General features: G+C 36.3%; 19 protein-coding genes. 8 read left to right on the top strand and 11 right to left on the bottom strand.

All coding sequences use genetic code 11. The features are described 5' to 3' along the window. Nucleotides 1–90 precede the first annotated feature (90 nt). The gene (locus tag RAH34_RS03260; RefSeq protein WP_114819304.1) at nt 91–954 is read right to left on the bottom strand and encodes a glycoside hydrolase family 25 protein; all 864 of its coding nucleotides are present in this window, start codon (nt 952–954) and stop codon (nt 91–93) included. 66 nt (nt 955–1020) lie between these two features. On the opposite strand from RAH34_RS03260, the gene RAH34_RS03255 reads away from it, so the two are divergent. The 5 genes from RAH34_RS03255 (at nt 1021) to deoC (ending at nt 5516) form a co-directional block, all read left to right on the top strand. Next, complete coding sequence (locus RAH34_RS03255) at nt 1021–2283, top strand: NAD(P)/FAD-dependent oxidoreductase (protein WP_114819303.1); 1263 nt, start codon at nt 1021–1023, stop codon at nt 2281–2283. Next, entirely contained in the window at nt 2280–2951 is a 672-nt protein-coding gene (trmD, locus tag RAH34_RS03250) for a tRNA (guanosine(37)-N1)-methyltransferase TrmD (RefSeq protein ID WP_034694892.1), read from the top strand. The genes RAH34_RS03255 and trmD overlap by 4 nt, the downstream gene beginning before the upstream one ends. Nucleotides 2952–3333: 382 nt before the next feature. Then, nucleotides 3334–4269 carry an endonuclease/exonuclease/phosphatase family protein gene (locus tag RAH34_RS03245; RefSeq protein ID WP_306595123.1) on the top strand — a complete coding sequence of 312 codons (936 nt, stop codon included), beginning with the start codon at nt 3334–3336 and terminating at the stop codon, nt 4267–4269. A 28-nt stretch (nt 4270–4297) separates the two neighbouring features. Continuing rightward, a complete protein-coding gene (locus RAH34_RS03240; RefSeq protein ID WP_002976659.1) occupies nt 4298–4768 on the top strand; it encodes an Lrp/AsnC ligand binding domain-containing protein in 471 nt (156 codons plus the stop codon). Between the two features lie 4 nt (nt 4769–4772). Then, complete coding sequence (gene deoC / locus RAH34_RS03235; protein ID WP_306595122.1) at nt 4773–5516, top strand: deoxyribose-phosphate aldolase; 744 nt, start codon at nt 4773–4775, stop codon at nt 5514–5516. Nucleotides 5517–5566: 50 nt separating this feature from the next. On the opposite strand, the gene dusB is transcribed toward deoC, so the two are convergent. Beyond that, complete coding sequence (gene dusB / locus RAH34_RS03230; RefSeq protein ID WP_114819300.1) at nt 5567–6562, bottom strand: tRNA dihydrouridine synthase DusB; 996 nt, start codon at nt 6560–6562, stop codon at nt 5567–5569. Nucleotides 6563–6759: 197 nt separating this feature from the next. On the opposite strand from dusB, the gene RAH34_RS03225 reads away from it, so the two are divergent. Further along, nucleotides 6760–8730, top strand: coding sequence for a T9SS type A sorting domain-containing protein (locus RAH34_RS03225; protein WP_306595121.1), 1971 nt, complete (start codon nt 6760–6762; stop codon nt 8728–8730). 79 nt (nt 8731–8809) lie between these two features. Here RAH34_RS03225 and RAH34_RS03220 read toward each other — a convergent pair whose 3' ends face one another. Next, nucleotides 8810–12037 (bottom strand): hypothetical protein, encoded by a 3228-nt coding sequence (locus RAH34_RS03220; protein ID WP_306595120.1) that lies wholly within the window; start codon nt 12035–12037, stop codon nt 8810–8812. A 155-nt stretch (nt 12038–12192) separates the two neighbouring features. Between RAH34_RS03220 and RAH34_RS03215 the strand changes: the two genes are divergently transcribed. Further along, complete coding sequence (locus RAH34_RS03215) at nt 12193–13062, top strand: T9SS type A sorting domain-containing protein (RefSeq protein ID WP_306595119.1); 870 nt, start codon at nt 12193–12195, stop codon at nt 13060–13062. Nucleotides 13063–13216: 154 nt separating this feature from the next. After that, nucleotides 13217–14026, top strand: a complete 810-nt coding sequence (locus RAH34_RS03210) for a T9SS type A sorting domain-containing protein (RefSeq protein WP_114819509.1) — start codon at nt 13217–13219, stop codon at nt 14024–14026. 59 nt (nt 14027–14085) lie between these two features. On the opposite strand, the gene RAH34_RS03205 is transcribed toward RAH34_RS03210, so the two are convergent. The 8 genes from RAH34_RS03205 to RAH34_RS03170 all read right to left on the bottom strand — a co-directional run bounded on the left by RAH34_RS03205 (nt 14086) and on the right by RAH34_RS03170 (nt 23381). Continuing rightward, a complete protein-coding gene (locus RAH34_RS03205; protein WP_228411907.1) occupies nt 14086–16908 on the bottom strand; it encodes an aminopeptidase in 2823 nt (940 codons plus the stop codon). Nucleotides 16909–16961: 53 nt separating this feature from the next. Continuing rightward, nucleotides 16962–18341: an orotidine-5'-phosphate decarboxylase gene (pyrF, locus tag RAH34_RS03200; protein WP_306595118.1), complete on the bottom strand. Its 1380-nt coding sequence runs from the start codon at nt 18339–18341 to the stop codon at nt 16962–16964. 121 nt (nt 18342–18462) lie between these two features. Then, nucleotides 18463–18804 carry a YkvA family protein gene (locus RAH34_RS03195; RefSeq protein ID WP_114819294.1) on the bottom strand — a complete coding sequence of 114 codons (342 nt, stop codon included), beginning with the start codon at nt 18802–18804 and terminating at the stop codon, nt 18463–18465. Nucleotides 18805–18887: 83 nt separating this feature from the next. Further along, a complete protein-coding gene (locus RAH34_RS03190) occupies nt 18888–19427 on the bottom strand; it encodes a TlpA disulfide reductase family protein (RefSeq protein ID WP_114819293.1) in 540 nt (179 codons plus the stop codon). Between the two features lie 8 nt (nt 19428–19435). Continuing rightward, entirely contained in the window at nt 19436–19999 is a 564-nt protein-coding gene (locus tag RAH34_RS03185) for a thioredoxin family protein (protein WP_079243120.1), read from the bottom strand. A 17-nt stretch (nt 20000–20016) separates the two neighbouring features. Further along, the gene (gene aroC / locus RAH34_RS03180; protein WP_089689769.1) at nt 20017–21087 is read right to left on the bottom strand and encodes a chorismate synthase; all 1071 of its coding nucleotides are present in this window, start codon (nt 21085–21087) and stop codon (nt 20017–20019) included. 50 nt (nt 21088–21137) lie between these two features. Then, nucleotides 21138–22772 carry a hypothetical protein gene (locus tag RAH34_RS03175; RefSeq protein WP_306595117.1) on the bottom strand — a complete coding sequence of 545 codons (1635 nt, stop codon included), beginning with the start codon at nt 22770–22772 and terminating at the stop codon, nt 21138–21140. Nucleotides 22773–22829: 57 nt separating this feature from the next. Further along, nucleotides 22830–23381 carry a YMGG-like glycine zipper-containing protein gene (locus tag RAH34_RS03170; RefSeq protein ID WP_114819291.1) on the bottom strand — a complete coding sequence of 184 codons (552 nt, stop codon included), beginning with the start codon at nt 23379–23381 and terminating at the stop codon, nt 22830–22832. Between the last annotated feature and the right edge of the window lie 199 nt (nt 23382–23580).

Below are 23580 nucleotides of genomic sequence, written 5' to 3'. Positions count from 1 at the left end.
AGGATGGAAGTGATATCCGTCAGCTTATTTTAAAAATTGACTCCTTAAAATTGTATCAATTCCTATTTTTCTGCTTTCGTTTCCTTTCTTTTAATCCAGTGTCAACCTTTTTAACGACCACGAATTACCATTGTAAATATCAAGATCCACTTTAGCGTTGATACCATGAACAATTCCGTTTTCTGTAAACTGCCAGAAGTCCCACTCATCGTCAGGTGAAGGAGACGGAACATCATTGTAATTGGCAAGCCATAAAGGGTAACCTTCAAACTCGCCTTTCAGAAAATCTTTATAATAATGGTAGTAAGTATAGATAATCGGCTTTTCTCCATAGGCATCTTCTACAATTTTACACCATACTTTCAGATCTTCAATCAGTTTTTTGTTGGTTTTACGCTTCGGAATTTTTTCAATATCGAGAATAGGAGGAAGATCTCCGCTTTCAAGTTTTACATTTTCTAAAAAATTATTAGCCTGGATCACAGGATCTTCATCGGCTCTGTAAAAATGATAGGCACCACGGATCAGATCATGCTTTTTAGCACTTTCCCAGAATTCGTCAAAATGTTTATCGGCACTTCGGTTTCCCATCGTGGCGCGCATGACAACAAATTCCAAAGGAATCGTTTTATTTCCGATGCTGAGACTGTCCCATTTGATGTCTTCCCGGTTCTGATAATGAGAAACATCAAAACCATAGGTCTTATCAAGGTTGCTGGCTAATATTCTTTGGATTCTTGATGCTTCCTTTTCACTGTTATGAAGCTTTTTATGCTTAAATTTATTAAAGTACAATGCATAATAATAGCTGACGGACTGCTTTAAATAAAAACCCGTTCCTATCAATGCTGCAGTTAATATTGCCAATATCACCCATCTTCGGAAAAAATACTTCTTCCGTCTCGTTTTATGGACTTGTTTGGCAGTTTTTTTGGTGTACTTTTTAGGTGTCATAAAGTTTTGCAAAACTAACTTTTTTCACTGCTAAATGCTAAAATAAAATCAGTAAATTTGTGTATTATGGAAACACGCGAAAAAATCATCATTATTGGAGGAGGATTTGCGGGGCTGCAGCTTGCAAAAACATTGAATAATAAGAACAAAAAGGTCATTGTTCTCGATCGGATGAACCACCATATGTTTCAGCCGCTTTTTTATCAGGTAGCCTCAGGAAGGATAGAACCTTCCAACATTTCTTTTCCCTTCAGAAAGATTTTTCAGCAGTCCAGAAACACACAGTTCCGTATGACGGAAGTTAAAGAAATAGATCCTGCCAGCAATAAAGTTATTACCGACGAGGCAGAATTTACTTACGATAAACTCATCATTGCAACGGGCTGTAAAACTAATTTTTTCGGGAATAAAGAATTGGAAGGGAAAGCTTTCGGGATGAAAAATACCCAGGAAGCCATCAGTATCAGAAATCATGTTTTGATGACCTTTGAAAAACTGATTATTGAAAAAAGCCGAAGCGATGACGGAAACTGGAATATTGTCATCGTAGGAAGCGGTCCTACAGGAGTAGAACTGGCCGGTGCTTTTGCTGAAATGAAAAAAGACATCCTTCCGAGAGATTATCCTTATATGAACTTTGATCATCTGAAGATTATTCTGGTGAGTTCTACCGAAAAACCGCTTGCAGTAATGAGCAGTGAGGCTCAGGAGAAGTCCGAAAAATACCTTAAAGATCTTGGGGTAACTTTTATGAGTGGAGAAGTGGTAACGGATTATGACGGAGATAAAGTTCATTTGAAAAGTGGAAAAGAAATTCCATCCAATAATGTGATCTGGGCAGCCGGAGTTACAGGAAATGTAGTAGGAGGTTTTCCGGAAGAAAAATTAGTAAGAAACAGATATATAGTAGATCGATATAATAAAATACAAGGTTACGATAATATTTATGCGATCGGAGATATTGCCTATATGGAAACACCAAAATATCCGCATGGACATCCTCAGGTAGCCAATGTAGCCATTAATCAGGCAAAAAATTTAGGTAAAAATCTTTTAAAGAAAAGCCGGGAAGAATGGAAGGAATACGAGTATGATGATAAAGGCTCATTAGCGACCATTGGGAAGCACAGAGCCGTTGTTGATCTGCCGTTTATAAAATTTCAGGGATTTCTGGCCTGGTATTTCTGGATGTTTCTCCATTTAATGCTAATTTTGAGCGTTCGAAATAAACTGGCCATATTCTTCAACTGGATGTGGAGTTATATCAACAAAGATTCTTCTTTAAGATTAATTATTATACCTACTAAGAAAAACGGAACATTACAATGAGAATTGACATAATAAGCGTACTTCCGGAATTGATGGAAAGTCCGTTCCAGACTTCTATTTTGAAAAGAGCGATGGATAAAGGGCTGGTAGAAGTACATTTTCATCATTTGAGAGACTGGGCAATCAATAAGCACAGACAAATTGATGATGAGCCTTACGGAGGCGGAGCAGGAATGGTCATGATGGTAGAACCATTGGATAAATGCATTTCAGAGCTTAAATCTCAAAGAAATTATGACGAAGTGATCTATCTGACTCCGGATGGGGTGACTTTGAATCAAAAAATTGCCAATTCATTATCGATCAAAGAGAATTTAATTTTTCTTTGCGGCCATTACAAAGGAATAGACCAAAGGGTAAGAGACCTTCATATCACCAAAGAAATTTCAATTGGAGATTACGTTCTTACAGGGGGAGAACTGGCTGCATGTGTTTTGGCAGACTCAATTATCAGATTGCTTCCCGGAGTTCTGAACGATGAGCAGAGCGCCTTAACAGACAGTTTTCAGGATGATCTTCTTTCACCGCCGATCTATACAAGACCTGAAAGCTATAAAGGTCTGGATGTTCCTAAAATCCTGTTGAGTGGGAACTTCGGCAAAATTGAAGAATGGCGTCACGATGAAGCGGTAAGAATCACAAAAGAAAAACGCCCCGATTTACTATAAGCGAAAATTGTCAGAACTTATCTGATTTTTACTTCAATATTTTAATTCCATTTGTTATAGACAAATGGAATAATATTTGTTGTAATTTAAAAAAGCGCGAAAAATATTAACAGTAACGTTTTTAAATCTAAGGTTTATTTCGATTTTTCCGGTTTTTTTATATTGTCTCAATTTTGATTAATATATTGAAACTGTCGAATAATTGAAAAATTAATTTATAATGATTTATTTCGTTAGTATTTTTTACTATATTTGAATTGTTTTTTATTGGAAATTGATTTACTGTTTTGAGAGTAAATCACAAAAATTTGAAAAAAAATAATAAATTTACACCTTAAAGTAAAAAGAACATATTAAATTAAAAGTATAGAAATTAGTGTAGATGGAGCTGTTCTCTTTTTATAATGTTGAAAATTTATTTTTACCCGATCCGAAACCTGTCCACAAATTAGATCCTACCCGGTCAGGATTAAGGAATTGGGATGAAAAGAGATATAGAAATAAGCTTTTCAAAATCTCGCACGTATTTCAGCTGATGAAGGAGGAAAATGATGTACTACCATTTTTAATAGGATTATCTGAAGTTTCCGGAAGGAAAGTTTTAGAAGATCTTGTAGAGATGGAACCCTTTAATTCTGAATATGGAATTGTACATTACAATTCTATGGATGAAAGAAAAGTGGATGTAGCCATGTTATATGATAAAAATAAAGTAGAGGTAATCGATTCTGAAACCATTACTTTCTTTTTTGAAATAATAAATAAAAACACAGAAAATTACGACACAACCAGAGACGTACTTTTTTCAAAAATTAAATATAAAGGGGAAATTATTAATGTCTTTATCGCCCATCTTCCCTCTAAGCGAGAAAAAGATATTAATAAACCTAAAAGAACCTTTATATTGAATGAAGTACGACAACGGATTATGAAAATTGTAAATGCTGAAAAAGAGCATGTTATATTGTGTGGTGATTTTAACGAAAACCCGGATGATGAAAATTTAGTACAGATTCTCTATGACAATGACCATGAGAAGGTGTTAGTGAACCCTTTTCAACAATTGTTTTCTACAAGAAATTATTCTACTTTTCATTATAAATCTGGATTGCTGTATGATCAGATCATTATGTCAAGATCTTTGCTTGATAATAAGACGCTGGTTTTTCAGGATGCCCATGTATTTAATTCTGAAAAAATCCGCAGCAGAACCAGAAATTTTGAAGGACGGCCCTTCCGAACGTATGCCGGTACACGGTATTTAGGCGGATATAGCGATCACTTTCCGGTTTTTGTAAAATTTAAAAATTTACAGTAAAAAACATAAATAATAAAAAAAGTAGAAAATGAAAAATTCGAGCAACACAAGCTACCATTTAGATTCTATTGACAAAGAAATCATCTACATGTTGATGGATAATGCTAAAACTTCTTTAGCCCACATTTCAAAAAATGTTGGAATTTCCACCACGGCAGTGCATCAAAGAATCAAAAAACTCGAACATGCAGGAGTTATTGAAAATTCAATATCATTTCTTAACCCTAAGAAAATTGGATATAAAGTAATCTCCTACATCGGTGTATTTTTGGATCAGCCAAGTCATTATCCGGAAGTGGTAAAGTCTTTGCATGATATCAACGAAGTAGTGGAAGCCCACTATACGACAGGAAATTATACCATTTTCCTTAAAGTGCTTTGTAAAGACAATGATCACTTAATGCAGATTCTTAGTAAGCTTCAAAAACTGAAAGGAGTAACAAGAACAGAAACTTTTATATCTTTAGAACAAGGTATTTACAGACAATTGAAAGTATAATAATATGAACATAGCCCAATATTTGGATTCAACTTACCTGAAAACACCAGAACAGTCAGGTATTTCCCACGAAGAAACACTTCAAAAAGATAAAGAACTTGCTCAGGAAGCAATAGACAATGGTATTTTTGCCGTGATGATTCGACCGGAGTATGTATCTGAGATCAAAAAATTTATTCAGGAAAGACATTCAAATGTTGTAGTTGGAACCGTAATAGGTTTCCACGAAGGAACGTATTCTATTGATGAAAAACTTACAGAAGCTTCAAAAGCAATAGAAGACGGAGCAGATGAATTAGATTTTGTCATTAATTATATGGCTTATCTGCAGGGAAATACAGAACTGGTAAGAGAGGAATTTGTAAAATGTACCCAATTATCTCTTGAGCATCATAAAATTGCAAAATGGATTATTGAAATTGCAGCATTAACTGATGAACAGATTGCCGATCTTACTAAAAAGATTTCTACCTGGGCAGAAGAGAATTTTTCTGAAAATGAGTTGTCGAAAATTTTTGTCAAGTCATCCACAGGATTTTATCAGACTGCCGAAGGAAAGCCTAACGGAGCAACCTTTGAAGGAATAACAATTATGCTCAGCAACGCTGGGAAACTTCCTGTAAAAGCAGCAGGCGGAGTAAGAACTCCCGAAGATGCTGAAAAAATGATCAAAATGGGAGTTAAAAGAATTGGAACCTCTTCAGCTCTGGGATTACTTAAAAACGAATCTTCATCAGAAGGATATTAAATGAGATTCTTACTATAAAAAAACCATCAGTTTTGCTGATGGTTTTATTTTTATAGCTGTGCCTGATATTCTTCGTAAAACTGTTGGGTTTCTTTGATCAAGCTATTCATTTCTTCCATTGTGAATACTTCCAGGAACTTTTTTCTGAACTCCTTGAAATGAGGAATTCCCCGGAAATAGTTGCTGTAATGCTGTCTCATTTCAACCAGTCCTAATCTTTCTCCTTTCCACTCTGCACTCCATTCTGCATGCTGACGTACCGCCAGTAACCGGTCTGAAATTGTCGGTTCAGGTAAATGCTCTCCTGTTGCAAAGAAATGTTTGATTTCATTAAAAATCCATGGATATCCAATAGCAGCACGTCCGATCATAATACCGTCACATGCATACTTTTGTTTATATGCTAATGCTTTTTCAGCTGAATCTATATCACCGTTTCCAAAAATCGGAATCTCGATATTAGGATTTTGTTTAATTCTTGAAATATGTTCCCAGTCTGCTTCACCCTTGTACATTTGAGCACGGGTTCTCGCATGTATCGTAAGCGCTTTAATTCCTGTTTCCTGCAGGCGTTCTGCCACTTCATCAATATTAATACTGGTGCTGTCCCAACCTAGACGGGTTTTTACCGTAACAGGAAGATGAGTAGAGCTTACAACAGCTTTTGTAAGACGTACCATAAGGTCGATATCTTTCAAAACACCAGCTCCTGCTCCTTTGCAGACAACTTTTTTTACAGGACATCCGAAATTAATATCTACCAGATCCGGATTTACCGTTTCAACAATTCTTGCAGACATAGCCATAGCTTCTTCGTCACCACCAAAAATCTGTATCCCAACGGGTCTTTCATAATCGAAAATATCCAGCTTTTTACGACTCTTGATAGCGTCACGAATTAACCCTTCGGAAGAAATAAATTCCGAATACATTAAATCTGCACCATGCATTTTACACAAACGTCTGAACGGAGGATCACTTACGTCTTCCATCGGAGCCAGCAAAAGTGGAAATTCCGGCAGTTCTATGTTGCCTATTTTTATCATGGTGCAAATTTACGAAATTCTGAAAAAACAAATTTTTATAAATTAAAATGTGGTACTGTGTTTTATTGGAGTGATGTTGTTTAAAGGATTTTATGATATTATGTTTAATTTTTATTTAATATATTTAATTGATTATCAGTATTTATTGAATTTTATTGCTAATTATTTTTTATATTTAGTATAATAAAATTAATGTCATGAGAAAAATTCTATTTTGTTTGATGGCAATTTTGGTTTCATCAAATTTTTATTCACAAGTGAATATTTCTGCGACGGCAGGAACAGCTACAGGAACCTATACCACATTAAAGGGAGCATTCGATGCTATTAATGCGGGAACACACCAGGGAGCAATTACAATCAGTATCACAGCAAACACAACAGAAACAGCAACCGCGAGTCTGAATGCCAGTGGCGGAGCAACAAGCTATACTTCTGTTGCCATAAAACCTGCAACAGGAGTTACAGCTTCTATTTCCGGTGATATTGCCAGTGCACCCTTAGTAAGAATACAGGGTAGTAATATTACCCTGGATGGAAGCAATGCAGCTTCAGGAACAACAAGAGATCTTACCCTTACCAATACTTCTACTACAGCACCGCAGGTACTTACCTTTATTGCGGCTTCTGCCGCTGCTGCCAATACTAATATTATGGTTAAAAACCTGAATATTGTAAATGGTATGAATAATTCTTCAGCTTTAGTGATGTATGACGGAGCCACAACGCCTACAGGAGGCTTCTTTAATAATGTTACGATCCAGAATAATGCAGTGAAGAAAGCATACATGGGAATTTATTTATTTGCTGCTACAGCTGCGGGTAATGGAGCTAATACATTGGTTACAGGTAATGATATAAGTGCTACGGGAGCAGATGCCAACCGCCTTGGAGGAATTTATGTTCAGGGTGCAGATGGAGTAACGGTAAGCAATAACACGATTGGTAATTTCGAGACTACCATTGCTGAGATCAAGAGAGGAGTCTGGTTTGCAACTGCTACAGTTAATTCCTCAATTATTTCAAATACCATTACCAATATTGGGTATACAGGAACAGGTGCGGGAGGTGCTTCGGGAATAACAATTACCTCTGGTAGTACTGGAGCCTCTGCAGCCGCCAATATTATAGTAAGAGGAAATACAATTTCCAATTTTAATTCCAGCGGAACTGGTTCTCTGTTTGCGGGTATCTATGCAGGAGGAACAATGACAAGTGCAATGACTATTATCAATAATAAAATAACAGGGATCAAAAATACCAATACATCCGGATATGGGGCGCAGGGAATTTATTTAGCCACATCAAGCCTTACTTCCAATACCCTGGTTGCCAATAATACCGTAAGCGGAGTTGCCGGTTATGGATATGCAACCACCGGAGGTGTTAACGACAATGGAAACGGAATTATCATTACTTCAGGAGGAGGATATAAACTGTATTACAATACAGTTGTGATGGATGTAAGCCAAACTGTTGCTGGAAGGCCATCCGCATTAAATATTACAAGTGGGGTAACCGGTGCAGGAGGTATTGATGTGAGAAACAATCTTTTTGTCAATACCCAAACACAAGCGGGTGAAAAATATGCTGTTTATGCAGGAGCAGCCAGCAGTGTTTTCTCTACGATTAACTATAATAATTTTTATTCTGCAGGAACAAATCTGGGCTATATCGGAGGTGTGGCAAAAGCTACTCTTGCTGATATCCAGGCGGGATTCGGAGGAAATGTGAATTCGTTGAATGTTCTGCCAGTGTTTATGTCAGCAACCGATTTCCACCTGTCTGCTACAGGAAATGCTGCTCTTGACAACAAAGGAACTCCGGTAGCCGAAGTAACATTAGATGCAGATGGTAATACAAGAAATGCTGTGACACCGGATCTTGGCAGTTTTGAATTTACAGCAGCAGTATTGGCGGTAAATGAAGCCATGAAAAAGAATACGGTAAGCGTTTATCCAAACCCGGTTGTGGACTACCTTTATATCGATAATGATAATAAAATCAAAGATGTTGAAGTGTATAATGTTTCAGGCCAGAGAATTCTCAGCGAAACAATTAATGCTGAAAAAGGTTCTGTAGACATGAGACGTGCTACAGCAGGAGTTTATCTTGTAAAAGTAAATACCGAAAAAGGATCACAGTCCGTGAAAATCATTAAAAAATAACTGTTAAACTAATAACCAAAGGAAATCCCCGATAACGATATTGGGGATTTCTTTATTGTAAAAAAAATAATAGTCACTATTAGAAACTTGCTTTTACCTGCATACTTCCGATATGAATGGTACGGTCGCCGGAATTTCTTCCTTCGTAATTAAGATTCAGCTGGATAAACGAGTTGATAGCTTGCTGGATAAACACACTCCATACCTGGTTTTTTCCCGGTTTAAGCCCGTCCAGCATCTGGTTTCCTACAATACTGAAATTGTTTCCTGTAAAATTGTTATTGATGAATGAGAAGTTTCCACGGATAGACGTTTTTCTTCGCTCCCACTGGATCGTTCCCGTAATATCAAAAGCTTTAAGAAGTTCTTCACCATCCAGTCTTTGTTTCTGACGGAAAGCAGAAGATAATTCGGCCTGAATGGCATCTGTAAATTTATATGTTGCTTTAGGCTTGGTTTCAAAATTATTGAGACGATAATCTCTGGTTTTAAATAATTGTGAAGAGTTCTGTATATCATGCACAGAGTTTTCCCAATCCACTCTGAATTCTTTATTGAACCAATATCCTATATTCAGGAAATGGGAAGTCTGTTCACGTTCTTCATTGCTGAAATTCGCATTGATGAGATTATCATTGGTGATGAATCTGTAATTTCCGTTCCACCCTGATTTGTCCGTTGGATTAAACTGTACGGAAGCAAGAATGTTCTGATTTTTAAGAATCTGATCACTGTTCTTTTCAAAAGGATTCAGAACGAGTACTTTTTCCTTTTTGTAGAATGAGTTTTGAGAATTTAATGAAATATTGAAATTCCAACGTTTTAGAAATCCATTTTCAGAGTTGAAAACAATGGCCGGATTGACAAATAAGGCCAACTGTAGTTTATTTTTATTGGAAGGAATATATCGTACAGAATTTGTATAGACACGGATGTATTGGGCAAGATCAGAATACTCGGCAATTTCAAATTCGTCCAGCTGCTGAACGCCGTCTCCGTTATAATCGGTCCATTTATAAACACCTTGTCCGTCTGTTACTTTAATGTACTGAAATTCCCTCTGCGCTTCCTGCCCGTTGCCCAGTTCATAGAAAGCTTGAAGACGCATCCCGTTTCTGAACAGCTGTTGGTTGTATAAGATGTTTCCAACAACAAAATCATTATTACGGGTTACTTCAACTTCTGCACCTGCGTAGAAGAATTTTCGGTAGTGAATCAGGGCATTTAAACTGGTTCTTTCGGTCTTGATAATCTGACTTTCAGCCATGATCCCCAAAATATTGTTCATATTCTGAAGCCTGTTATCACGTACTGAGTCATTATCTCTCATATATACTTTCGCTAATAATTTGGTTCTTGTACTGTCACCGATTTTCTTTTGCAAAAAGATTTCTTTCCAGCTGAAACTAGTGACATCCATAAGCTGAGTATCGTTGTACTTCTTCTCATTATGTTCCATGCTTCCACCGATGGCCCAGCTTCCTTTTTTACCGGTAAATTCTGTTGAAACTCCACCACGGATGAACTTTGTATCCTGAAGGGTTGCATTGGTACTCAGATAAGACAGATTCCCTTTCGTAAAGAATTTTCCTGTCAGCCAGCCGAAGTCAAGATCATTTTTAATCCCTTTGTAAGAATCCTGTTCATTCAGATAATTAATACGGTAATTAAGCGTAGATTTATTATTCCATTTGTTTAAAAAGCTGAAGATAAATCTGTTTTGGGTCTTTTTATTGAATTCCTGGGTAAGGTTGAAGTCTCTGGAGAATTCCACATCATTGATACGGTCAAGGATATGAAACTGTCTGTCTATATATTGATATTCAAAACTTGGAGTTCCTCTCCACGTGTTCTTTGTGAAACTTTTATTTCCAAAAATACGCCATGCATACCCCATATTCTGATCAGAATCTTTTGATGAAAATAAATTGACGTCATAGTTACTCAGAGAGATATCAGCGCCTATTTTTCCTTCATTTAAAAGGTATTCAGAGTTCAGAGAGTATACCTGTGATTTCTGAGGAGAAGGAAGTTTTCTTACGGCTCTGTAATCTCCGCCATTAGGACCTACATATTCAAAAACACGTCCGTTGTTGGTGGTTTGTGCTATTTTATAGTCTCCCTGATTAGCTCCGAAGTAAGTAAAAGAAACCTGATAAAGTGTTAAGCTCGAATCCGTAGAATATTCATAGAAATTACCTGCGGGACTTAGTTTGTATAAAATTTTATTGACATCATATTCCGTTATCACTCCTGAAGGAGCATACATCAGGTCAGGATTATTTCCGGCTTCTGCAAGAATCTGCTCATCCTCCTTAGAAAGGTTTAAAGAAAGAGGTGCATTCTTGTTATCATTTTCCATAAACCAGTTGAATCCTACTTTGAATTTCTCTCTCTGATGCTCAAGCTTTCCTGTAAACAGATATCTTGAATAATTTCTGTTGGCGTAGTTATAAGAAATGGTAATGAAATTCTGTTGGAAAATGGGACGGAAACTGGTAAAAGTAACTTCACCGGTATTATAATTGATGGTATAATCCTGGTTTTCACCACGCTTCATTAAAATTCCATCAATAAAAACCTGTTCAGAACCGGAGATTAGTGTGATAAACTGTTCACCGTTCTTACCCGTCAGCCGGTAAGGCCCCTGATTTCCTTCCACTCCCTGAAAACGGATTCTGTGGAATTCACTTCGTGCAACCCCTGCAGAGATATCTAAGAATGTCTTGTTTTCCTTCCCAAATTCTGTCTGAAACTGAAGTCCCATACTTCTTCTCTGGTATTTGGCAAAATAATTCTTGGCTTCTACAAGATCAAGATGTCCCGCTCTGAGGATAGATTTATCTTTAATATTAAGCTGCATATAGATTTTATCAAACTCCTCCAAAGTTTGGGTATAACCATCAGCCTGAATCGGCAGGTTATGATCTGAAATACTCGCTAAAATCGTCACATCTTTTGACAAACGTCCTGAAATCTGAAGATCCATAGAGCTTTGTACAGATTGTCCCTGATTATTACCAAAAGTAATCCCCCGGATAATAGAACCTTTTGAATTAAGCTCTCCTAAAAATCTCTTTTTATCATTCTTGGCCAATACGGCTTCATCAATAATGATCTTATTGTGCGTTCTTATGAAATCAAGAGTATCCTTTGCAAAGATATCCTGTTCCAGCTTTGCGGCCAGAATACTATCCCTTTTAATACTGTCTTCAGGAACGTTGGGATTCTTCCACGAAAAGACCTGAGCATTTCCTGAAAATATGCCTAAGAAGAATAAAACGAATAGAATGACAAAATTCCGCAACTTTTAAAAATAATTCGTAAAAATAATTAAAAAATGTTAACATTAAGAGGTCAACTATAATTAACAAAAACTTAACCTCTTTATTGTCCCCAAAAAAAAATTAGAATGTAGTTTTGTTATGCAAAGAAAATTATTAACAGTAAAAAAATTAAATCATGAAAAAACTTTATTCTCTTTTTGCAACAGTTGTGATGAGCGCAGTTGCTTTTGCACAAACAACTTACCTTTGGGATGGAAGTTCTGTAAATCCGATTTCCGGTACCAATGCTAATATTTCAAGTGTAGCATTTGCGGCAACTCAGGGAAATAATAATGGTACAACCAATTTAATAACTACTTCATCAGTATCTTCAGGGTATACGGGGGCAAGTGGGTCCAGTAATTTTGGAGCAGCAGCTTTTAAAGAGGCTCTTTCAACTACCACAAGTACTTATTTTAGTGTTACTGTTACTCCTCTTGCGGGTAATAAAGTAACTTTAAATTCTTTGAATTTCGGTTCGAGAGGGACATCTACCGGTCCGGGAAAAATTACTGTATATTCCAGCATTGATAACTATGCTACAGCAATAGGTACTGTAAATGTTAACAATAACAGTACATGGACATTGAATAGCATCACTTTTTCAGGTTCTAATTTAGTAGGGGCAGAATCAGCGCCGGTTACTTTGAGAATCTATGGAAGTGACAGCCCTGGTACAGGAACTCCATCTTTGGGTACTGCCAACTGGAGAATAGACGATATTTCTTTAACGGTCACTTCGTCCAGTGCCACTTTAGCTGTTATTGATTCTAAAAACCTAAAGTCAGGAAACTTCGTAAAGAATTCTTTCGTTAAAAATAATCAGATCATTTTTGGAGCTGATGTAAAAGACGTAAAAGTTTTCAATATGTTCGGGCAGCTTGTAAAAGAAGCTTCAGTAAAACAAAACGAATCTGTAAGTGTTGCTGAACTGGTAAAAGGAAACTACATCGTGACAGGTACCATAAACAACCAGCCGGTTTCTCAGAAGGTTCTTAAAGACTAATCTTTTTTTTATAACAATATAAACAGCCGCTTCAACGAAGCGGCTGTTTTTGCGATTGTTTCCTGATTTTTAAGTTTTTGTATCCCATATATTTCTTAATTTGGTGGTATTGTTTTTGATGTTTTATTTTTATTCCATTTCTAAAATTATTACGATGAAAAAAATCTTTACTCTTGTTGGACTTACATTATTAACTTCCTTTTCCAATGCCCAGATTGTGATTAATGAGATCTATGGTGGTAATGCCAACTCAGGGGCTGTATTGAAGAATAATTATATCGTCCTTAAAAATATCGGAACTACTTTGGTCTCTTTAACGGGAGCAAGTATTCAATATGCTCCGGCAATAGGTGCTTTCACGGAATATCATACGCTGCCGGACCTTACTTTAGGACCGGAAGAAACCTATTTAATTCAGGAATCAGCAATTGAAGGAGGTATTGAAAATCTGCCAGCACCGGATTTTATTGCCACTTCCATAATTAATTTCGACGGAACACCCAATAAATCTTCAGGGCTGAAAATCTCCAGTGTATCTGGCAAAGTGGCCTTAGCTGGAAATATCGTGCAGGTGACAGGACCTTCTGCATCCAATGTACTGGATTTTGTAGGGTACGGATCCAACGCTGATCAGTTTAAAGGTGATGGACCAGCTCCTTCTCCCACGACCACCACAGCTATCAAAAGAACTTTGGTTGGCAGTAATGATAACATGGCAGACTTTTCTCTTGAAGGAAGTGTGAAATCGGGTTTTGTGCAGAATCCTTTTATAAAAGACAGTAAAGTAGTGTTCGGAACTGAGGTTAAAGATGTGAAAGTATACGATACTTTCAGACAGGTTGTTAAAAAATCACCGACTAAACTGGCCTCCACACTTGATATTGCAGAGCTTCCAAAAGGAACTTACATTGTCACAGGAACGATTAACAATATTCCGATCTCGCAGAAAATTATAAAAGATTAATTTTAAATAAGAAAGGACAACCGATAACAGGCTGTCCTTATTTTTTATTTTTCAGAATCTTAATACCAGCCTCTTCTCGCTGCATTAATGATGGATCCGAGATTAAGGATCAAAGTATATCTGATACGTTTTCCATAATCTTTGAATGAAGGTTCAAAACCTAAAGAAGATTGTATCGGGAAATAAACTTCCAGAAAATCGGGGATGATTCTTACTTTAACTCCTGTGTCCCATATGAATTTGGCAGGAAGATCTTTATTTTTATAAACTCCGGCATCCGCATATACATGGAATATTTTCCACACACTTGAATCTACGTTGGCAGAAGTGATCCATTGGTTGACTGTTCCCGGAAGAAAGGATTTAAAACCACCATCAGCTAATATAAACTGCTGAGAAAGAAGACCGCTGCTGGCACTTTCTCCTAAAAGCGTATAAGAGAATGAATAGTTTGAAACCCTGGAAATTCCATAATCGAAAAGGTTATTTCGGGTGTTGTTTCTTAAGAAGTATCCGGCAAATAAACGTAAGCTCAGCTTTTGTTTAGGAGCAAATTCCCATCTGTAGAAACCTTCAGCTGTTATTTTATTGAAATCTTCCATTCCCTGGGTACTTAGGCTGAAGCTTTTCTCATGAATCATCTGGCTGTCGCTATAACCATATCCGATACTCCAGAGGTTATATTTGCTGTAATCATTATTGGCGATCATTGCAGGGCTCAGATCCCTTTCAAAATAATTATAGGAAACTCCAAGACTTCTGCTTACTGTACTTCTTGGGTTTTTTCTGAAGTTAATCGAAGATGATATTGAGGTTTTTCTGTAGGCCAGATCATAATCATAATGGAAATAAGAGCCTGAAAGTCCGAACGTCAGACTTCGGATAATGCTTTCTGCAGGCAGAATAGAGTAGGAGACTGCTCCTGAACCGGTCAGTTTGCCTGTTCCTGTACTATAGGTCGGCGTTACCGAATACAAAAATTTCTGATCAAAGAAAGACTGATTTTTAAAATTGGCTCCCAAAAGAAATTTATCATACGTATTGTTGAAACGTACCCTTGGGCTGAAGTAAATTTCGTTGTATTCCGGGTTCGGAATGTCTTTTATTAGTTTAAGTTTAATTTTTTTTGCATTGGAAAATAGTCCTTTCGCATACAGGAAGTTGTCTCTGTAATTGGATTCAGGGAAGATATAGCCACTATTTAGGGTGGTTTTATAAATATTCTCTGATGCAGGAAGTGACAGGCTGGTGGTACGTTCATTTTCCTCCGTATCTATCCAGTACGTTTTCTTTTCTCCTTCTCTGGTTTCTGTTTCCAGTTTTACAGGAATAGAAATGTCTGTATTTCTTACAATTTTTATTTGCAGAGAGTCATTGTCTTTTCTAATATTTTTCAATTTAAAATCAACCCTGTTCTTCTGTTTGAAGAAGTTGGAGAGATAGGCTGTTGACTTATTGTTTTCAGCAAGAGATGAAAGGAATTCATCAGGATTAATCTTTTTTCCGGAATTCTGAGCAATATAATTTTTTAGAATCCCATCGAATTGTTCATATCCCATTTTGTCGGCCGAATAGTTGAAAAGACTTCCTGTTTCAAAGCTGCTGATAGCCATGTCATTGAAATTACTCAAAACAGGGAAATGCTCATCGATCTTCTGATCAAGGTTTTGCAGCATGATATATTGATAAGAAAGTCCATAGCGGTCCAGAAGTTTTACTTTGGAGGCGTGGAATAACTTTAAAGGTTTTAGCCCGAAGATTCTGGTCTCGGGAAGTGTACCTAAAAGTTTTGTGTCGGCATAGAATTTTTTGAGGTACTGAATTTCCAGATAAGATTTTAAACCATTTTTAAACCAGTGATCTTTTTCTTTATCTGCAATAATACCTTCGTCAAGAATTTTTTTGGCAATGATTCCAAAGTAATCCATATCTGTTTTTTCCGTATCGGTAAACAGGCGGAATCTGAATTTCCAGAAAGTAATGTCATTATTCCCGAAAAAGTCTTCTTTAGCTCTGAATTTATCTGAGATAAAAATACTTTTCGGAAGATATCCGATGCGTTCTTTAATGAATTTTAATTGTAAAGGAAGATAAAACTCCAGATTTTGTTTTTCATCCGGTTTAAGGTTGTATCCAAATTTGATTTCGATTTCATCTCCGTCAACATTGGTTTTGATGGATTGAAATTCTGTTGGAGAAATCAAAAATTCAGGGTCTGAGTCAAGGTATCCCTTAAATGAGTTCATCTGAACCTGTGGGAGATTACCTTCAACAAAACTATTTACAGGAAGATCAAAATTGATGGTCCAGAAAGTATTAAAGCTTACCTGTTCCTCAATATCGTGGTAGTTTCTTTTGGAAATATTGTCCGGATCAAAATGATCCGGAACAATAAAGAAATATTTTAATACAGTATTCTGAGCGGATGTTCCGTATCCCGTAAAGTTTTTATCGGGTAGCTGCATCCTGTATTGCAACTGTAAAGTGACGCTTTCGCCAGGTTTCAATACATTTTTCAGAGGAATAAAAAGATTTTCATCTGAGAGTGTATTGACAGGAAGGACTTCATTGTAAGAATTTTTAATATTCAGTTCAAGAAGTTTTCCCAGTTGATCATTTTTTGCAAAATGCAAATCATTATTTCGGTCTTCCAGTTTTCTGTAGACTAAAGAAGTTCCCCGTTTATTGTACGCGGAAACCCAATTCAGGAGTTTTACAGTTTGAAGGTCTTTTCCGGAGTGATTGTAATAAACAATTTCCTGGCGGACCTCAAGGTTCTTCTTGTCTGGTGACAGTTTTGTTTCAATGTATATACTGTCTGTCTGTGCAGAAACCTGTACAACTCCACATAACAAAATAAGGCAAAGGCTGATCTTTTTCAAATATTCGTGATAAAGCCCAAATATAACTTATTTTGTATATACTTTATAGGATTTTAACCCTGAATTGCTTTTTTTTCCAAAGAATTAATATAAGCATTCCATCCCTCTGTTTTATAAGTGATTGCCGATGCTTCAGGATCATTGGATTTGTAGATTCCTCTTCCTACGATAATGAAATCTGTGTGCAGTGTTTTGAAAACATGCTCAGGGGTGTTGTACTGCTGTCCTTTACCATCTCCTGAATCTGCAAGATTTACTCCCGGAGTGAATAATAAAAGATCCTCAGGAATTTTATTCTGAGACACACCACCAATTACATTAGGATGAGATAAAGCTACTTTTAAAGCTTCTTCACGATAGCTGGCTGTTGTTAAAGCTCCTTTTGAAGACATTCCAACGATGGCTACCACTCCTACATTTTTGAAACAGTCTAATGATTCAAAACCTCCGATCACCTGAGAAGTTACGAAATCTGCCCAATCTGTAATTTTGAAAACTCCGCTTGTGAACTGAAGTTCCTGTGTATTTCCGATATCAGCAAATTTTCTGTCTTCCATGAGTAAGAACTGGTGTTTTGCCGCAATAGCTTTTAAAGGAGTGATTGTTTTTTCATAATCAAAATCAGAAATGATATCGATATGTGTTTTTAAAGCAATAACGTGTGGCCCTACTTTTTCAGCAAGTTCCAATAGCTCCTGTGTGGTTGTAACATCAGCAGAAGCAATAAGGTTTGATTTTTTTGCTAAAGCGGTTTCCAGTAATTTTTTCGAAACGGAATGCTGGGTTGACTGAAGTTTCTGCTCATAAGAAGATCTGGTTTCTTCTTCAAACTGAATATGGTTCCCTTGAAGGAAATCCTGGATTCTTTTTACTTCTTCATCTGACAATTCACCTGTTTCCTGAAGAATATTGCATACTTCCGAAATATTGAAAAGAGTGTGTACTCTATATCCCTTACCTTCCAGTAATTGTTTTCCTCCCTGTTCTCTGTCTAGTACCACCACAATATCAGAAACTTTAAGATCTTCCTGTTCTATTTCAGGAATGGTTTCCAGCAAAGATTTCCCTGAAGTGATCACATCTTCTACCAAAAGACAGTTCTGTCCTTTCTGATAAATTCCTTCAATCAGCTTCTTTGTACCATAGCTTTTCGCTTCTTTTCTTTTAATAATTAATGGAATATAGCTTTCCAGAGACATTGCAGTCGCCATAGGAAGAGCAGCATAAGGAACTCCACAGATTAAATCGAAATTATCTAACGGAAGCATTTCCAAAAGATAATTAGCAAGATTTTTTAAAATTTTAGGATCTGAAGCCAAAGGTCTCAGGTCTACATAAAAAGGACTTTCAATACCACTTTTCAGGGTAAACCTTCCGAATTTAATGATTCCTAGTTTGTAGCACTCTAAGAAGAATTCTTTTTTACTTTCCATTATTTTTTATTAGATATTGCAAATTTAAGGAATTGAAATAAGGCTTAAAAATTTATCGCTCATTTGTAAACAAAAAACCATCCCGGATGAACCAGGATGGTGTGAAAAATATAATAAACTATTATTTTACGATTTCAGCATCAATGACTTGAGCACCGCTATATTTTTGCTGGGCTTCCCACAATAAAAATTTGTCAACCTCTTTGATGAGCTTAGGGATGGTAAGTGACAATACTGCCAGGTCATCCATGACTCCCAGAACCGGTATGGCAAATTCAGGAAGGAGATCAATAGGAGAGAGTACATATAAAATTCCCAGTAAAGGAAGAATAATGTCTATGGATTTCATTGGATAAATTCCTTTTCTCCACATTTTGACCATTCTGAAAATATCAGGAATCTTTTTGATAAAGCCCTTATGATTGATGGCTTCTTTTGCAAGATTTAATTTTGAATATTTCATTTTGTGTTTGGATTTAATAAATTTTTCAATGCTATAAATTTCGCAAATCCTGTACCAACAAATTATAAAATTTAGTTAAAATCTTATTTGATAATATTGTCAATGAACTGATGCACAGTCTCTGTGTTCCAGTCTTTTGTAGCATCCTCTTTAATAAGGATTCTTCCGTGCTTATCCAGAAGGAAAGTCGTAGGAAATACCTTTGGAAGAATTTTCTCAGAAATTGGACTTTGAGCAATATATACAGGAACGGTATAGTTATTTTCTTTCAAAAACTTTCTTACATCCTCTTCTTTATCATTCATAGCAATCAGCACAAAATCTACATGATCTTTTCTGGTATCATACAGTTTCTGAATAGAAGGCCATTCTTTTCTGCAGGGTGGGCACCATGTTCCCCAGAAGTTCAGGAAAACACCTTTGTCCTTAAAATTCTTAAGGTTGGTGCTCGGTGCATTAATTCCTTTAAGTTCTATATCATAATCCTCTTCACTGATGTGAACGGCATTTTCAATGGTGGCTACCGGAAAAAATGTATCCTTCAGGAAATTTCTTATTCCGGGTACAAAAGCAACAACGCCAATGATTGCTATGATTACAATATAAATGATATTTTTTTTCATATCTTTTTTTATAGGAGATCCAAAATTTCCTGAACAGCATCTTTGCCTCTGTTTTTGGCATAATATATCTGCAGATCATTATAAAAAGTATCTTTTGGGTAGGCTTCAGGATCAGCTTTATACTTCATCAGCAATTCATATCCATATTTGGGCCGTGGTCCCCAGGAATTTTTTACATTCAGGTCTTTGTCAAGAATAATTACTTTAGGAATAGATTCCGTACCATTGGTCAGAAACTGATTGATTAAGCTTTTATCACTATCTCTCAGGAAAACTCTTACTTCATTATGTCCTTCAAAAAATCTGAAAAGAGCAGGTACTGTTGCACTTGCATCTCCGCACCAAGCTTCGGAAATAATTAAAATCTTTCCGTCAAAATTTTTGGCAGCAAGTTCTTTCAGCTGATCTTCATCAGGAACGTATTTTTTTACCGTTCTGTCCATTCTTTGAAGCCCCAGCTCGTAATATTGTTTATAATCAAGTTCCTGTTGGTTGGCAGGATTCTCTAATCTTTCTTTTGCAATCTGAAGATATTCTTCAAACGAAATTCCTTTATCCCAGTAATTTTTCATTACTAAAAATATTTATGTTAAAAATTATTGATATTTCTTGTTTTGTTGATCAAAAACAGGTCTGCCAGTACAAATGCAGCCAGACTTTCCACTACAGGAACTGCTCTTGGAACTACACAAGGGTCGTGACGCCCTTTTCCTTCTACGATGACAGGATTTCCGTCTTTATCAATACTATCCTGAGGTCTCAGAATAGTAGCTACAGGTTTAAAAGCCACACGGAAATAAATATCCATTCCGTTCGAAATTCCACCCTGGATTCCTCCGGAAAGGTTAGATTTTGTCGTGAAATCTGTATTGAAGGCATCATTGTGCTCTTTTCCTGTCATTTTAGCTCCGCAGAAACCGCTTCCATATTCAAAACCTTTGCAGGCATTGATATTCAGCATTGCTTTTGCCAGTTCAGCCTGAAGTTTTGAAAAGATAGGTTCGCCAATTCCCACAGGAACATTTTTAATCACACAGGTGATGGTTCCTCCGATGGTATTTCCTTCTTTTTTGATTTCTTTGATTCTCGCAATCATCTTTTCTGCTGTTTCAGCATCCGGACAACGCACATCATTACTTTCAGTTTGAGAGAAATCTAAAGCCTGGTAAGGTTTTTCACAGAAAATATCGCCTACGGAAGATACGTAAGCATTGATCTCAATATTGGGTAAAAGCTGCTTGGCAAGTGCTCCGGCAACTACCCAGTTCATGGTTTCTCTTGCAGAAGATTTTCCGCCACCACGGTGGTCTCTGAAACCAAATTTCTGGTCATAAGTAAAATCAGCATGACTTGGGCGATAAGCTCCTGCTATGTGATCATAATCTTTTGATTTCTGATTTTCGTTTTCAATAATAAAGCCAATAGGCGTACCTGTTGTTTTGCCATCAAAGATTCCTGAAAGAAACTTTACAGTGTCGCTTTCTTTTCTTTGTGTAACGATTGCTGACTGGCCGGGTTTTCTTCGGTTCAGTTCGTACTGAACTTTATCGAGATCTACCGCTAAACCTGCCGGAAAATTATTGATGATACCGCCATAAGCCACTCCGTGACTTTCTCCAAATGTTGTAAGACTAAGAAGATTACCTAATGTGTTGAACATAATACAAAATTACCTTTTTTTCTTCAGATAATAAAGTTTCTGGATTTGTTCTATTTATCAGTGTTTTTGATATTATTGATAACCTTTTGGGCTTCCTCTTTTTCTTCTGAAGTCATTTTTTTCGGGATAAACCCTTTTTGAATATCATTTTTGTCTGCAAGCTGAGGGAAAATACCTGCCTTCACATCATCAAAAAGATAAGCCGGAGTAATTGCCGGAAGTGGAGTATCAAAACTATAGGGATAATGATGAGAAACATTAAACTTTAAATTCCCTACCTTAAAGGTATCAAACCGCTGATATTCATAGGTTGAAGGTTGATATATCTGTTCTTTCTCAAATCCGGTCATAAAACTTCCCACCCGGAAACTTGGAATGTATTTTTGAATAATTCCCGGAAAAGATAATATGGAAATAAAAAATAAGCTGAGCACTGAGAAAATTGCTATTGATCTTTTTTTACTTAAATATTCATGAAACAGTACAAAGACTATCACAAAAAATACATCTGTGAAAAATCTGTACTGAGCTGAAAAAGCAAGCACTACTATACTTTTTATCAACAATGAAATGAAGATCATGGTGATAATTTTTTTCTTTTTTATCCAGGTAAATAAGGAAAAAATGATCAGGCTAAGAATAAAAAGGATATTGATTTTGGATTTGATCCCTTCCAGAGAAAACCAGTTCTTGATATAATCTGCAGTCGAAAATTTTTGAATTTCCTCATAGGTATACTGCATATCATAGGTTTTCATGATGGCAAACTGTGAAGAAGTTTTTAAAACTTCGGGATTCGGTTTCCAGGATAATCCCAGGTCACCTATTGCTACCGGGAAAACGGGATATCCGAATGTCCAGATATTTTTAATGAAAAATAAAAATAGTATTGAACTCCCTAGAAGAAATTGCTTAAAGGTACTTTTAAAAATAAAAACAAAGTTTAAGAAAACCAATATAGGGAGCCATATCATCGTAGGTTTTATCGTAAAGACAAAAACTGAAAATGCAAAGAGGAGCGTGGCATTTCTGTTTCCGGCTATAATTTCATTTAAAATAATCAATGAAAAGATAATAACAGGAAGGTCCGGGCTTGGAGACTGGGAAAACAGGAGTAATATGGGCAGAAAACAAAGATGGATCCAGTTTTTTCTTTCAATACTGTATATACCGTAGATGATAAGCAGTATAGAATTGATTCTTAAAAACGGGTCTGAGAAATTGGAAAATCCTGCCTGGAAAATGTGCCAGACAGACATTTGCCCTAACGTGAGGTCTACATTTGATATGCCTTTTATAAGTCCATATTCTGTAAGCCATTTCAACGTAGGAATATAATATCCGAAATGATCCAATATATAAGGATAAAAAGAGCCTGCAAATAGGACAGTCAGAGAACTTACACTTAATAATATAAAATCTTTTTTTGAAAATTGATAGAATTCCTGGTAAAGTTTATTTTTAAAGAAAAAAAGCAGTCCCAATAGTATTGAAGGTATTTCCACATTTATATTTAAGGGAATGAAAAAAGAAATAACGGTCCATATCAGGCTTATCCCAAGAATACCTGATAAAATTTTTCCGGAGATTCCCTGAAATAAAAATCCTCCTATATTTTCCATGATTTTTCCCCAGCCCATCAGGACAGGGATGATGAAAATGCAGGAAAATAGAATCAATACCATAAAAAAAAGATTGCTTAAAAGTAAGCAATCTTTATATGTTATCATTAAAAATATTTATTAACGGGGTTGTACCCTTCCGTCTTTTCTATCCTGTGATCTACCAATGGTATATCCGGTGGCACCACCTACAACACCACCAATTACTGCTCCAAGGCCTCTGTTTTTCTTAGCAATAAGTGCTCCGGCAGCAGCTCCACCTACAGTACCAATGACGGTTCCTTTGGCAGCTTTACTCCATCCTTTTTTCTGAGTAGTTCCCTGTGAAGTACCACTTCCGTTATTAGCATAACTTCCGTTGCTGCTTCCTGATCCGGAATTCGAGCTTCTGTCTCTATATACTGTTCTGGTTTCTCTGATCACCTGTGGTTTTGAATTATTTTCAGCAGCAGCTCTCGCTTTTTTGCTTTCTGATACACTGTCTGCTTTTTTTTGAGCTTCATATACCATTTTTTCCTTTTCAATAGCCAGCTTTTGTTTTTCTATTTCAAGTTGTCTGGCCTGAAATTCAAGTTTCTGTGCTTCCAATGACTTTTCAGCGACGCTGTCATCTTTCTTGCAGGCCGTCATTAAAAAGACGGATAAAAAACCTGCTAATACTATCTTTCTCATAATTCAAATTTTAATACGATAAAGCCAAAAATGACTTTGATTTTAATTCTATTTTCAATTATGAAGCCAAATTTTAGTTAATAAGTGTTAAAAGTGATAATTAAAAAGTGAATTAATTGTATATAAAGACCAGTTTTATACTGTTAATGGTAGATTCCCGAGATCTAAGGAATAAAGATTGATTTTTTTTATTGTATGT

It is taken from the genome of Chryseobacterium sp. WLY505 (genome assembly GCF_030846215.1).
In the GTDB taxonomy this organism is placed as follows: domain Bacteria; phylum Bacteroidota; class Bacteroidia; order Flavobacteriales; family Weeksellaceae; genus Chryseobacterium.
This window is presented reverse-complemented; position numbering and strand designations above follow the sequence as displayed.